General features: G+C 59.1%; 9 protein-coding genes. 5 read left to right on the top strand and 4 right to left on the bottom strand.

What is annotated here, in order from left to right:
* Positions 1-27 precede the first annotated feature (27 nt).
* Complete coding sequence (gene pip, locus AC13DJ_RS15520; RefSeq protein ID WP_473802581.1) at positions 28-990, bottom strand: prolyl aminopeptidase; 963 nt, start codon at positions 988-990, stop codon at positions 28-30.
* 262 nt (positions 991-1,252) lie between these two features.
* Positions 1,253-3,064, bottom strand: coding sequence for a translational GTPase TypA (gene typA, locus AC13DJ_RS15515; protein ID WP_482933151.1), 1,812 nt, complete (start codon positions 3,062-3,064; stop codon positions 1,253-1,255).
* A 392-nt stretch (positions 3,065-3,456) separates the two neighbouring features.
* Between typA and glnA the strand changes: the two genes are divergently transcribed.
* The 4 genes from glnA (at position 3,457) to glnG (ending at position 8,311) form a co-directional block, all read left to right on the top strand.
* On the top strand, positions 3,457-4,860 hold the full coding sequence (glnA, locus tag AC13DJ_RS15510; RefSeq protein ID WP_058341484.1) for a glutamate--ammonia ligase: 1,404 nt from the start codon (positions 3,457-3,459) through the stop codon (positions 4,858-4,860).
* 131 nt (positions 4,861-4,991) lie between these two features.
* Positions 4,992-5,519 carry a DUF4124 domain-containing protein gene (locus AC13DJ_RS15505; protein WP_289103272.1) on the top strand — a complete coding sequence of 176 codons (528 nt, stop codon included), beginning with the start codon at positions 4,992-4,994 and terminating at the stop codon, positions 5,517-5,519.
* Positions 5,520-5,780: 261 nt separating this feature from the next.
* Positions 5,781-6,881: a nitrogen regulation protein NR(II) gene (gene glnL, locus AC13DJ_RS15500; RefSeq protein ID WP_482933150.1), complete on the top strand. Its 1,101-nt coding sequence runs from the start codon at positions 5,781-5,783 to the stop codon at positions 6,879-6,881.
* Positions 6,878-8,311 carry a nitrogen regulation protein NR(I) gene (glnG, locus tag AC13DJ_RS15495; RefSeq protein WP_482933149.1) on the top strand — a complete coding sequence of 478 codons (1,434 nt, stop codon included), beginning with the start codon at positions 6,878-6,880 and terminating at the stop codon, positions 8,309-8,311. Before glnL ends, glnG begins: the two co-directional genes overlap by 4 nt.
* A 582-nt stretch (positions 8,312-8,893) precedes the next feature.
* Here glnG and ssb read toward each other — a convergent pair.
* Both ssb and AC13DJ_RS15485 read right to left on the bottom strand, forming a co-directional pair.
* A complete protein-coding gene (ssb, locus tag AC13DJ_RS15490; protein WP_199456750.1) occupies positions 8,894-9,436 on the bottom strand; it encodes a single-stranded DNA-binding protein in 543 nt (180 codons plus the stop codon).
* Positions 9,437-9,493: 57 nt separating this feature from the next.
* Positions 9,494-10,864 carry an MFS transporter gene (locus AC13DJ_RS15485; protein ID WP_482933148.1) on the bottom strand — a complete coding sequence of 457 codons (1,371 nt, stop codon included), beginning with the start codon at positions 10,862-10,864 and terminating at the stop codon, positions 9,494-9,496.
* A 202-nt stretch (positions 10,865-11,066) separates the two neighbouring features.
* Between AC13DJ_RS15485 and uvrA the strand changes: the two genes are divergently transcribed.
* Positions 11,067-13,889, top strand: a complete 2,823-nt coding sequence (uvrA, locus tag AC13DJ_RS15480) for an excinuclease ABC subunit UvrA (RefSeq protein WP_482933147.1) — start codon at positions 11,067-11,069, stop codon at positions 13,887-13,889.
* Positions 13,890-14,049: the final 160 nt, after the last annotated feature.

Below are 14,049 nucleotides of genomic sequence, written 5' to 3'. Positions count from 1 at the left end.
CCTTGAAGGCCAATAATAAGTCTATGCTCAACCGGCGCTGGGCAGGCTTTTCGCCACTACCTCTTCTACGCCCCGCAACAGCGCATCCACAATAGCCGGCTCGGACGCGGAATGGCCGGCATCCCGGATAATATGCAGCTCGGCTTCCGGCCAGGCCCGGTGCAGGGCCAGGGCATTATCCAGCGGGCACACCATGTCGTAACGGCCGTGCACAATTACCCCGGGGATATCCGCCAGCCGGCCCGCGTCCCGCACAATCTGATCCGGTTCCAGAAAGGCGTTGTTCATGAAGTAGTGGCACTCAATACGTGCCAGGGCGATGGCCACATGGGGGTGGCCGAAATGCTCCACCACCTTGGGGTTCGGGTGCAGAGTTGCGCAACGGCCTTCCCAGATCGACCAGGCCTTGGCTGCCTGTATCTGCTCCAGTTCATTGGCGCTGGTGAGCCGGCGATAGTAGGCCGTCACCATATCACCGCGCTCAGCTTCGGGAATCGGAGCCAGGAAATCCTGCCAGTAATCCGGAAACACCCGGCTCGCGCCTTCCTGATAAAACCACTGAATATCTCGCGGCCGGCACAGGAAAATGCCCCGCAACACCAGCCCGAGAACCCGCTCCGGATAGGCTTCGGCATACACCAGGCTGAGCGTGGAGCCCCAGCTGCCACCAAACAGCAACCAGCGGTCAATGCCCAGAAACTGGCGAATGGTTTCCATGTCCTGCACGAGGGTGTCGGTGCTGTTGCCTTCCAGCTCCGCCAGCGGCGTGGAACGGCCAGCGCCGCGCTGGTCCATCAGGATAATCCGGAACCGCTCGGCATCGAAAAACCGCCGGTGGTAATCCTCACACCCACCACCCGGCCCACCGTGAACCACAAGCACAGGAATGCCATCCGGATTGCCGGATTCTTCCAGGTACAGCTCATGGGGTTCGTCCACCGCAAGGCGATGACGGGCGTAGGGTTCAATATCGGGGTAGAGGTTCAGCATGACGAACTCCGTTTCAGGGATAACGGCAGTCTAGCTGAGTTGGGTGGGGACAATAAAGGAGGGATTGGTTTGCCACGAAATCCACTAAAGGACACGAAAGAAAGAAAGAAACTGACTGGCCACGGACACTCACTGACCCTCACGGACAAAAATGCTTTTGGCAGTTGTCCGTGTAATTCCGTGAGTGTCCGTGGCAAAAAATAATCTTTTTCTTTTTAAGCTCTTTTCGTGTTCTTTCGTGGTTTTCGTGGCAAAAAGTCTTTTACTTCTTACCCGCGCGCTTGCGCTCGTTCTCGGTCAGAAGCTTCTTGCGCAGACGGATCGACTTGGGCGTTACTTCCACAAGCTCATCGTCGTCGATGAACTCCAGCGCCTGCTCCAGGGTGAACTTGATGGGCGGCACCAGGCCGATCACTTCGTCTTTACCGGAGGCACGCATGTTGTCCAGCTTCTTGCCCTTGGTGGGGTTAACCACCAGGTCGTTGTCGCGGCTGTGGATACCACACAGCTGGCCTTCGTAGATTTCCTGGCCCGGGTCCAGGAACAGCTTGCCACGGCTCTGCAGGGTTTCCAGCGAGTAGGTCAGCGCGGTACCGGTCGCCATGGAAACGATAACGCCGTTCTGGCGGCTGGTTACGTCACCCATCTTCACCGGGCCGTAGTGGCTGAAGGTGGAGGTCAGGATGCCGGTACCGGAGGTCATGGTCAGGAAGGTGTTCCGGAAACCGATCAGGCCGCGGGCCGGAATGGTGTATTCCAGGCGGATACGGCCCTTGCCGTCCGGGATCATGTTGGTCATGTCACCCTTACGCAGACCCATCTGCTCCATAATCGGGCCCTGGTGCTGCTCTTCGATGTCGATGATCACGTTTTCGTACGGCTCTTCCTTCTGGCCGTTTACTTCCTTGACCACCACTTCCGGGCGGCCTACGGCCAGCTCGAAGTTTTCGCGGCGCATGTTCTCGATCAGAACCGACAGGTGCAGCTCACCACGGCCAGACACCTTGAACTTGTCCGCTGAATCGCCTTCTTCAACACGCAGTGCCACGTTGTGCAGCAGTTCTTTTTCCAGGCGCTCTTTGATGTTACGGCTGGTTACGTACTTGCCTTCTTTACCGGCAAACGGCGAATCGTTTACCTGGAAGGTCATGGATACGGTGGGCTCGTCAACGGTCAGCGCCGGCAGGGCTTCTACGTTAGAGGGATCACACAGGGTGTCGGAAATGAACAGCTGGTCCAGGCCACTTACGCACACAATGTCGCCAGCCTGGGCTTCTTCAACTTCCACACGCTGCAGGCCGGAGTGGCCCATGATCTTCAGAATACGGCCGTTGCGCTTCTTGCCGTCGGCACCGAGAGCCACCACCGGAGTGTTGGTCTTCACTTTACCGCGCATGATACGACCGATACCGATTACACCCAGGAAACTGTTGTAGTCCAGCTGGGAGATCTGCATCTGGAACGGGCCGTCCATGTCAACAGAAGGCGCAGGCACGTGGTCAACAATCGCCTGGAACACGGCGTCCATGTTGTCCTGGAGGTCTTCATGGTCCATACCGGCAATGCCGTTCAGGGCGCTGGCGTAAACAATCGGGAAGTCCAGCTGCTCGTCGGTGGCACCCAGGTTATCGAACAGGTCAAATACCTGGTCTACAACCCAGTCCGGGCGCGCACCCGGGCGGTCGATCTTGTTCACAACCACAATCGGGCGCAGGCCCGCTGCGAAAGCTTTCTGGGTAACAAAGCGGGTTTGCGGCATGGGGCCGTCGATGGAATCCACCACCAGCAGCACACTGTCTACCATGCTCATTACCCGCTCAACTTCGCCACCGAAGTCAGCGTGGCCCGGGGTGTCTACGATGTTGATATCGTAGTCCTTCCATTTCAGCGCGGTGTTTTTTGCCAGAATGGTAATGCCACGCTCTTTTTCCTGGTCGTTGGAGTCCATAACGCGCTCGTTTTCGAGCTCTTTACGGTCCAGGGTGCCAGACTGGCGCAGCAACTGGTCAACCAGGGTGGTTTTACCGTGGTCAACGTGGGCAATGATGGCGACGTTTCTAAGCTTATCAATCACAACGGGTATCCTGCAGAAATTAGCGGCGCGCAGTATATCGAAAAGTCCATGTCGATAATATGAAGAATAGTGCCTAATATGTAACCAACCCTTCCGGCGCACTGATATCAGGCAATCCACCGGTTTTCGCACCAAAGTGGTGCGCTATTCTGGTGCAATTCCAGGCCGGCCACCGTACACTTTTGCACACACAACGCACCAAAGCCTTGCCACTGCGCTGTTGTGGCGCAGTTACACAAAACTGGCAAGGCACTTGCTTAGTGAGGAGCAGCCGTAATTGAAAGGTAAGGGCCAAAGGCTTCTGGTAAGCTGCCTTCACCTGCAAGAGATCGGGCCTCAGCACACTGAACGATCCGGCACAACGAACACGAAATCACTACGGAGCATGCACAATGTCCAAGACGATTGATTTGATCAAAGAACACGAAGTCAAATGGGTTGACCTGCGCTTCACCGACAGCCGCGGTAAAGAACAGCACGTTACACTGCCTGCCACTGAAGTAGACGAAGACTTTTTTGCCGACGGCAAGATGTTCGACGGCTCTTCTATTTCTGGCTGGAAAGGCATCAACGAGTCCGACATGATCCTGATGCCGGTTGATGAAACCTCCGTGCTGGATCCGTTCACCGAAGAAACCACCGTTAACATTACCTGCGACATCGTGGAACCCACCACCATGCAGGGTTACGAGCGTGACCCCCGCTCAGTTGCCCGTCGCGCAGAGGAATACCTGAAGTCTACCGGCATTGCCGACGGCGCCCTGTTCGGCCCGGAGCCGGAATTCTTCATCTTTGATTCCGTTAAGTGGAAGACCGACATGCAGGGCTCCATGTACGAGCTCTACTCAGAAGAAGCCGCCTGGGTATCCGGCGAAGACTTCGACCGCAACAACATCGGCCACCGGCCGGGCGTGAAAGGCGGCTACTTCCCGGTTCCGCCGGTAGACAGCCTGCACGACCTGCGTGGCGCCATGTGTGCGGCCATGGAAAGCATGGGTCTGACCATCGAAGTGCACCACCACGAAGTGGGCACGGCCGGCCAGTGTGAAATCGGCGTTGGCCCGAACACCCTGACCCGCAAAGCAGACGAAGTTCAGATTCTGAAGTACTGCGTGCACAACGTAGCCCACGCCTACGGCAAAACCGCCACCTTCATGCCCAAGCCGGTCGTGGGTGACAACGGTTCCGGCATGCACGTGCACATGTCCCTGAACAAAGACGGCAAAAACCTGTTCGCAGGTGACAGCTATGCCGGCCTGAGCGAAATGGCCCTGTACTACATCGGCGGCATCATCAAGCACTCCAAGGCCATCAACGCCTTCACCAACCCGGCCACCAACAGCTACAAGCGCCTGGTACCCGGCTTTGAAGCCCCGGTCATGCTGGCCTACTCTGCCCGTAACCGTTCCGCTTCCATCCGGATTCCGTACGTAAGCAGCCCGAAGGCACGCCGTATCGAAGTGCGCTTCCCGGACCCGGCAGCCAACCCGTACCTGGCCTTCGCCGCCCTGATGATGGCCGGCCTGGACGGCATCCAGAACAAGATCCACCCTGGCGATGCCATGGACAAGGACTTGTACGACCTGCCGAAGGAAGAAGCGATGAACATCCCGCAGGTAGCCACTACCCTGCAGGAGGCGCTCGATTGCCTGGCAGAAGACCACGAGTTCCTGACCCGCGGCGGCGTGTTCACCGAAGACATGATTGCCGGCTACATCGACCTGAAGCGTGGCGAAGTTGAGCGTATCAACATGACCACTCACCCGGTTGAATTCGAACTGTATTACTCCTGCTAAGCCCCTGCACCAATTTGGTGCGGCCCGGTAACAGCCAGCCCCGCCCCGCGCGGGGTTTTTTTGTATCAGCCGTTGAAAACCCCGCCAACGGCGCCGATAATCGAGGCAGTTGATCAATGCAGGCCTTTATTATGAAAACACCTCTCGCCCTTGTAACCGGATTCTGTTTACTGGCCGCCGCCGGCGCCCACGCAGAGGTGTACCGGCATGTGGATGCCCAGGGCAACGTCACCTTCTCAGACGAGCCGATGCAGGGCAGCGAAACCGTTAAAGTAAAACCGGTTACCACCATCACCCTGCCCAAACCGGAAGTGGTGAGAGAAACCGACCAGCTTCGGCAAGAAGTCCAGAAGGAAGGCGCCAACTACGACAGCCTCACTTTTGTGCACCCGCAAAACGACCAGGCCTTCTACAGCGGCAGTGGCGACGTCACCTTTGAAGTGCGCAGCACCCCCGGCCTGCAACGCGGCCACAAATACGAAATCACCCTCGACGGCCAGCCCGTAGGCCAGAGCTCCTCCGGCTCGGTAACCGTGAACAACATTGATCGCGGCACCCACCAGGCCGGTGTGCATATCGTGGACGACCAGGGCGTTCAGGTGAAAACCGGCCCCGGCATCAGCTTCACCGTTCATCGCCCGTCTGTCCTGCGCCGATAACACATCAGCGGTAGCATCCGGAATTAGTTGCACCAATTTAGTGCATACGCACCACATTAACGCCATACTCTGGGCAGCGAAGGGGCAAATCGCCGGCTGCCTGTAGCCTTTCCCGCACCATCTGCACCAAGCCACAGCACCGCCATGCCCCACAGGCCGGCCCGCGCCCGGCCGTTGCCCATTTTTTTCTGCGAGCCAGCAAAACTGGTTCGGATTTTGCAAAACCGGGGTACACGCATGAAACGAAAACGGAAGCCGAGCATGACGTCGCAGCCGCCCGCCACCCCGGACAGTGGATACAAAAGCATTCTGGACAGCCTGACCACCTCCCTTCTGGTGCTGGGCGAAGACCTCACTATCCGTTACCTGAACCCGGCGGCCGAGAACCTGTTTGAAACCAGCCTGACCCGCACCCGTGGCCAACCGCTGGGCGATCTGCTAATCGACTCCAGCGACGCCCTGAAGACCCTGTACGCAGCCCTCAACAACGGCCAGTCCTACACCCGCCGCGAGGCCGAGTTCGCCCTGCTGACAGGCTCACGTTTCACCGTAGACTACTCGGTAACCCCGGTCAGCGTAGACCCGACCGAGCTGGTGATCGAAATCCAGCCGAAAGACCGGATGCTGCGCATCAGCCGGGAAGAAGACATCATCTCCCAGCAGGAAACCACCCGCATCCTGGTGCGCGGCATGGCCCACGAAATCAAGAACCCGCTGGGGGGCATTCGAGGTGCGGCGCAACTGCTGGACCGGGAACTGAACAGCGAAGACCAGCGCGAATACACCCAGGTGATCATTAACGAAGCCGACCGCCTGCGCAGCCTGGTAGACCGCATGCTGGGCCCCAACAAGGCCCTGCAAATGGCCAGCACCAACATCCACGAAGTACTGGAACGGGTACGCACCCTGATTGAAGCCGAAAGCAAGGGCCGGGTGCGCCTGAAGCGGGATTACGACCCCAGCATTCCGGAATTCACCGGCGACAAGGAACAGCTGATCCAGGCCTTCCTGAACATCGCCCGCAACGCCATGGAAGCCGCCTTCGAAAACCAGGTAGACAGCCACAGCGGCGACATGCCCACCATCACCTTCCGCACACGGGCCCTGCGCCAGTTCACCATCGGCCACCGACGCCACCGCCTGGTGTGCCGGGTAGACATCATCGACAACGGCCCGGGTATACCGCCGGAACTGCTGCAGAACGTCTTCTACCCCATGATCAGTGGCCGGGCGTCCGGCACGGGCCTGGGGCTTTCCATTACTCAAAGCATCATCGGCCAGCATCGCGGGCTGGTGGAATGCGAGAGTGAACCGGGAAGAACCGACTTCATCATCTTCCTGCCTCTGGAGGACAACCAATGAGCCGAACGGGAAACGTCTGGATCATAGACGACGACAAAAGCATCCGCTGGGTACTGGACCGTGCCCTTACCCAGGCCGGCCTGCACCCCCGCGTATTCGACAGCGGTGAAAGCATCATGATGCGCCTGGAGCACGAACAGCCGGATGCCATTATCAGCGACATCCGCATGCCCGGCGTAGACGGCATTACCCTGCTGTCCAGGATCGTGAAGAAGCACCCGGACCTGCCCGTTATCATCATGACCGCCCACTCCGACCTAGACAGCGCGGTGACCAGCTACCAGACCGGTGCCTTCGAATACCTGCCCAAACCCTTTGATGTGGATGAAGCCGTGGCTCTGGTTAAGCGCGCCATCGCCCACAGCCACGAGAAAAAGGCCGCGGCAGAACCCCAGATGGAGTCGGTTCAGAAAAACCTGGAAATCATCGGCGAAGCACCCGCCATGCAGGAGGTGTTCCGCGCCATCGGCCGGCTCTCCAACTCCAACATTACCGTACTGATCAACGGCGAGAGTGGCACCGGTAAAGAACTGGTGGCCCAGGCCCTGCACAACCACAGCCCCCGGGCCCACAACCCGTTCATCGCCCTGAACATGGCCGCCATCCCCAAAGACCTGATTGAATCGGAACTGTTCGGCCACGAAAAAGGCGCCTTCACCGGCGCCGGCGCCACCCGCCAGGGCCGGTTTGAGCAAGCCAACGGCGGCACCCTGTTTCTGGACGAAATCGGCGACATGCCCGCCGACACCCAGACCCGCCTGCTGCGGGTACTGGCCGATGGCGAATTCTACCGGGTAGGCGGCACCACCCCCATCAAAGTGGATGTGCGCATCATCGCCGCCACACACCAGGACCTGGAAAAACTGGTGCAGGCCGGCAGCTTCCGCGAAGACTTGTTCCATCGCCTGAACGTAATCCGCGTACACCTGCCCAAACTGGCGGAACGCCGGGAAGACATCCCCAAGCTGATGCAGCACTTCCTGAAGCGGGCCGCCAAGGAACTGGCGGTAGAAGCGAAAATACTGCGGCCAGACGCCGAAGAATACCTGACCACCCTGCCCTGGCCCGGCAACGTGCGCCAGCTGGAAAACACCTGCCGCTGGCTGACCGTAATGGCCAGTGGCCGGGAAATCCACGTAGACGACCTGCCCCCGGAACTGCTGCACCAGGCCGAAACCGATAATGCCGGCACCGGCCAGACCTGGCAGGAAGGCCTGAAAAACTGGGCCGAACTGGAACTGAAACGGGGCAAGAAAGCCATCCTGGACACCGCCGTGCCGGAGTTCGAGAAAATCATGATCGAAGCCGCCCTGAAACACACCGGCGGCCGCCGCCGGGATGCCTCGGTACTGCTGGGCTGGGGGCGGAATACGCTGACGCGGAAGATTAACGAATTGGGGATGGATCATCCGGAGGGGGAGGAGGAGTAAGCCTCTTCCCCCATGAGATTGGATTCAGTTGGCGGGGACTTCGCGCCAGTAGATGATGCGGTCGTTGCCGCGGTAGACGCCGAAGGTGGCGGTGGCGCGTGATCAACACCACTTATCCGTGTTTGATCGGTTCGCACCCGATGATCCGGCGCCTGTCAGGTGCAAGTCCGACAGGCTGCCAGGTAGTCAACGTGCGTCCCACTTAGGTTCCACTTACGTCCCCTTAACACTCTCACCGAGCGCGTATCACGTGGTTGGTTAGCCGGGCGTTCTAACAACTTCCCCGACCGACTACACGTGAAGTGACCTCTCAAGAGTCATAGGTCACTGATATCCTGAAACCCACAAAGGACTATGGTTCAACCAATCAGGCTTAACCGTATGGGGCCTGTAATGACGGGCGCAAGTTAGACTCTTTCACCGCCACCCGCCTTTTCCTGACATGCTGCACTCCCCTCCCTCTTTCGAGGTTCAAGCCCATTACTGGGCGAGGATAAGTCAGGTTTGCAATAGGCCTACCAACAGCCTATACGTGTAGCGAAAATGTCACAAATACTTGATTTACCTAGAAAAATGGCTCACTCAGAAGGGGATATCGTCATCAAAGTCGTCAATCGGCTCCGGCATGCCGCCGCCCTGCTGCTGGGGCGGCTGGTTGCTGTATCCGCCACCCTGGTTACCCTGGCCACCCTGCTGCTGTTGCGGGGGCGGGGTGTTGTAGCTGGCCGCTTGCTGGGGCCGGCCCTGGGGCGCGCCCTGGTTCATGCCGCCTTCGCCACCACGGCTGTCGAGCATCTGCATCTGGCCGTTGATATCCACCACGATCTCGGTGGTGTAACGGTCCTGGCCGTCCTGCCCCTGCCATTTGCGGGTTTGCAGGCGCCCTTCGATATACACCTTGGAACCTTTGCGCAGGTACTGCCCTGCCACTTCAGCCACCTTGCCGAACAACACCACCCGGTGCCACTCGGTTTTCGGTACCAGTTGGCCGGATTGACGATCCTTGTAGCTTTCATCGGTCGCCAGGTTGAGGTTTACCACCGCGTTGCCGTTCGGGGTGTAACGGGTATCCGGATCCTGGCCCAGATTACCGATAAGAATTACCTTGTTTACGCCTCGTGCCATTGTATGCTCCTGGTCTCTTTTGCTGAACGCCTGCGTTCCATGCAGGCATCCTGTGTTTTAAGTAGTGCTACCCTGCCGCACAAATTCAAAGTGCGCAAGCTGCTCTTCCCGAAAATGCTGACGGTCTACCTTCAGGTACGCCATGGCGGCCTCTTCCACGATCACCACGTCTTCCACGCCCGGCAGTTTTCGCAGGTTCTGGTCGATCTCGTCAAAACTGATACTCACGGCGTTTTTCAGCTGTACCACAAAACTGGTGGTGTAACCCGGTGCAGGCATGGTTAACGCCACCAGCAGCCAAACCACCAGCGCTGCGGCCATCAGCCAGAGCACACCGTCCAGGCCAGCGGTCTGCAACAGCCCGCCACCCAGTGCGCCGCCCAGAAACGCGCCGAAGAACTGGGAAGTGGAATACACGCCCATGGCCGTGCCCTTGGCCGCGGCTGGGGCTTCTTTGCTGATCAGCGACGGCAAGCTGGCTTCCAGCAGGTTAAACGCCATAAAGAAGAAGAATAGCACAGCCCACGCCAGCCACAGGCTCTGGCCAACACCGGTCATCGACGCAGCCGCCAATGCCAGCAAGGCGATGGCACCGCACAGCACCGGTTTCATTTTGCGTTTCTTCTCGCCAATGATAATGAAAGGCACCATGGCGAAGAACGAAGTAATCATAACGCTGAGATAGAACCACCAGTGGGAACTGGCCTTCAGACCCAACTGGTCCTGCAACATGGTGGGGAACACCAGGAACAGCGCGGTCAGCACAAAGTGCAGGATGAAAATGCCGAAATCGAGCCGCAGCAGCCGGCCATCCGCCAGGACACGGCTGACCATTTCCCGGGCCGGATGGGTGTCGGCACTGACCTTGTGCTGGTGCGGTGTGGGCACAACCCGGGCAACCACCACCAACGCCAGAACCGCCAGTACCGCGGTGGTATAGAAAATCCCGGACAGCCCCCAGGCAGCTCCCAGCAGCGGGCCCACAACCAGGGAGACCGAAAACGACAGGCCAATGGAAATGCCCACGGTGGCCATGGCCTTGGTGCGCTGCTCCTCCCGGGTGAGATCACTGAGCAACGCCATCAGCACGCTGGCAATCGCGCCGGCGCCCTGAAGAATCCGCCCGGCAATAACTACGTATATGGAATCGGTAGCGCCAGCCAGCACACTACCGGCTGCGAACAGAACCAGGCCGATGTAGATCATCCGCTTGCGGCCAACCCGGTCTGACAGCAAGCCGAACGGAATCTGCAGCAGTGCCTGACTCAGGCCGTAGGCACCAATTGCGAAACCGATCAGCGCGGGCGTAGCGCCTTCGAGGTCGCTGCCCAGCAAAACGAAGACCGGCATTACCATGAACAGGCCCAGCATACGCATGGCGTATACCGATGCCAGAGCTACTACTGAGCGTTTTTCAAGCGCGTTCATGCTAACCCGTGCCGGACTGATTGAATGTATAGGCGCAGCCTGTCACTGCGAGCGGCGCATTGTACCAGAAGCGCTATGCAGACGGGACTACTCACAACGGGGTGGCTAACGGCGGCTGAGAGTGGCCAGGCGCGTCTGTACACGGTTTAGCCGGCGCCACCCGAAAACGATATAATCGACGTTTTTACCCAAGCGAGGTGTTATGGACCATATCCAGATCAAGGGTGCACGCACCCACAACCTGAAGAACATCGACCTGGATATGCCGCGGGACAAGCTGATTGTCATCACAGGCCTTTCCGGTTCCGGTAAATCTTCCCTGGCGTTCGATACGCTGTATGCCGAAGGCCAGCGCCGGTACGTGGAATCGTTGTCCACCTATGCCCGCCAGTTCCTGTCGATGATGGAAAAACCCGATGTGGACCACATCGAAGGCCTTTCCCCGGCCATTTCCATCGAGCAGAAATCCACCTCCCACAACCCGCGTTCTACTGTGGGTACCATTACCGAGATATACGACTACCTGCGCCTGCTGTTCGCCCGCGCCGGCGAACCCCGCTGCCCGGACCACGGCCAGCCGCTGGAAGCCCAGACCGTAAGCCAGATGGTCGACCAGGTGATGGCCATGCCGGAAGGCAGCAAACTGATGATCCTGGCCCCGGTCATCCGGGATCGCAAAGGCGAACACCTGCAGGTAATCGATACCATGCGCAGCCAGGGCTTTATTCGCTTGCGGGTCGACGGCACCGTTTACGACATCGACGACGTACCGGCGCTGGATAAAAAGCGCAAACACCAGATTGATGTGGTGGTCGACCGGTTCAAGGTGAAGGAAGGCCTGGAGCAGCGGCTTGCCGAGAGCTTTGAAACCGCTCTGGAGCTTGCCGACGGCATTGCCCTGGTTGCCCCCATGACCGGCGAAGGCGAGGAACACACCTTCTCAGCCCGCTACGCCTGTACCCAATGCGGCTACGCCCTGAGCGAACTGGAACCCAAGCTGTTTTCTTTCAACAACCCGGCCGGCGCCTGCCCCACATGTGACGGCCTGGGCGTGCGCCAGTTTTTCGACGCCGAAAAGGTTATCCAGAGCCCGGAAGCCACCCTGGCCTCCGGCGCCATCAAAGGCTGGGACCGCCGCGCCGTGTACTATTTCCAGATGCTCACCAGCGTGGCGGAGCACTACGGCGTTGACCTGGAAACACCCTGGGAAGAGCTGCCGGAAAACTTCCAGCAGGCCCTGCTGTATGGTTCCGGCGATGAAGACATCACCTTCCGGTATGTAAATTCCCGCGGCCATATCATGGAAAAGGCACACCCGTTCGAGGGCATACTGCCCAACCTGGAACGCCGCTACCGGGAAACTGACTCCCAGAGCATGCGCGAAGAACTCGCCCGCAACCTCAGCACCCAGCCCTGTAAGGATTGCGGCGGCTCACGCTTGCGCCGCAGCGCCCGCCATGTGTTTATCGAAGAGCGTACCCTGCCGGAAATCACCCGGCTGCCTGTCGGCGACGCCCATCGCTACGTGAGCGAACTGGCCCTGCCCGGCCGCAAAGGCGAAATCGCCGAGAAAATCCTCAAGGAAGTGCGCGAACGCCTGCAATTCCTGGTTAACGTCGGGCTGGAATACCTAACCCTGGAACGCAGCGCCGACACACTGTCCGGCGGTGAAGCCCAACGCATCCGGTTAGCCAGCCAGATCGGCGCGGGCCTGGTGGGCGTCATGTACATTCTCGATGAGCCATCCATAGGCCTGCACCAGCGGGACAATGATCGCCTGCTGGCCACCCTCACCCACCTGCGGGACCTGGGCAACACCGTGATCGTGGTGGAGCACGACGAAGACGCCATCCGCGCCGCCGACTACGTGATCGACATCGGCCCGGGCGCCGGCGTACACGGCGGCGAAATCGTCGCCCGCGGTACCCCGGCCGAGATCATCGCCAACCCGGCGTCCATGACCGGCCAGTATCTCAGTGGCGAAAAGGAAATTGCCGTTCCCAAAGCCCGAAATAAAGGCAACGGCAAAAAACTGGTGCTATCCGGCGCCTCCGGAAACAACCTGCAGAACGTCACCCTGAACCTGCCACTGGGCGTGATGACCTGCATCACCGGTGTATCCGGCTCCGGCAAATCCACCCTGATCAACGCCACCCTTTATCCGGTGGCGGCAGCCAAGCTGAACAAAGCCACCAGCCTGAGCCACGCCCCCTACAAAAACCTCAAGGGCCTGGACCACCTGGACAAGGTCATCGACATAGACCAGAGCCCCATCGGCCGAACCCCCAGATCCAACCCGGCCACCTACACCGGCCTGTTCACCCCCATCCGTGAACTCTTCGCCGGCACCCAGGAGGCCCGGTCCAGAGGCTACAAACCCGGCCGATTCTCATTCAACGTCAAAGGCGGCCGCTGCGAAGCCTGCCAGGGCGATGGCGTAATCAAAGTAGAAATGCACTTCCTGCCCGACGTGTACGTGCCCTGCGACATCTGCAAAGGCAAACGCTACAACCGCGAAACCCTGGAAGTCCGCTACAAAGGCAAAAACATCAACGAAGTGCTGGAAATGACCGTTGAAGAAGGCCGTGAATTCTTCGACGCCGTGCCCTTCATCGCCCGAAAACTGCAAACCCTGATCGACGTGGGCTTGTCGTACATCCGCCTCGGCCAAAGCGCCGTCACATTGTCCGGCGGAGAAGCCCAGCGGGTAAAACTGGCCAAGGAACTGTCCAAGCGCGATACCGGTAAAACCCTGTACATACTGGATGAACCGACTACCGGCCTGCATTTCTACGACATCCAGCAGTTGCTGACCGTACTGGAGCGGCTGCGGGACCATGGCAACACCATTGTAGTGATCGAGCACAACCTGGATGTGATTAAAACGGCGGACTGGATTGTGGACCTCGGACCCGAGGGTGGTTCTGGTGGCGGGCAGATTATTGCCGAGGGAACTCCGGAGGAGGTGGCGGAGAATCCAGCGTCGCACACAGGACGCTACCTGAAACCAATGCTCATCAAATAGCCCGCCGGAGGAGCGGGCACAGCGAGTAGGGTGAGGCGTCACCGCCTCATCCCTCTCACAGAACCGTACATACGGGCCACGTATACGGCTCATGCCATTAACTTACCCCGAACTCGGGGACAGTGATGCCGGTTTTGACCTTCGCAAGATCCATCAACTT

This window comes from Marinobacter sp. L-46 (assembly GCF_056859535.1).
Note: the sequence above shows the minus strand (reverse complement) of the source record. Positions and strands in the feature narration are given on the sequence as shown.

What these genes read in the sequence shown, in the direction of transcription:
- pip (WP_473802581.1), bottom strand. Translation starts at nt 990, where the DNA reads ATGCTGAACCTCTACCCCGATATTGAACCCTACGCCCGTCATCGCCTT.
- glnA (WP_058341484.1), top strand. Translation starts at nt 3,457, where the DNA reads ATGTCCAAGACGATTGATTTGATCAAAGAACACGAAGTCAAATGGGTT.
- AC13DJ_RS15505 (WP_289103272.1), top strand. Translation starts at nt 4,992, where the DNA reads ATGAAAACACCTCTCGCCCTTGTAACCGGATTCTGTTTACTGGCCGCC.
- glnL (WP_482933150.1), top strand. Translation starts at nt 5,781, where the DNA reads ATGACGTCGCAGCCGCCCGCCACCCCGGACAGTGGATACAAAAGCATT.
- glnG (WP_482933149.1), top strand. Translation starts at nt 6,878, where the DNA reads ATGAGCCGAACGGGAAACGTCTGGATCATAGACGACGACAAAAGCATC.
- ssb (WP_199456750.1), bottom strand. Translation starts at nt 9,436, where the DNA reads ATGGCACGAGGCGTAAACAAGGTAATTCTTATCGGTAATCTGGGCCAG.
- AC13DJ_RS15485 (WP_482933148.1), bottom strand. Translation starts at nt 10,864, where the DNA reads ATGAACGCGCTTGAAAAACGCTCAGTAGTAGCTCTGGCATCGGTATAC.
- uvrA (WP_482933147.1), top strand. Translation starts at nt 11,067, where the DNA reads ATGGACCATATCCAGATCAAGGGTGCACGCACCCACAACCTGAAGAAC.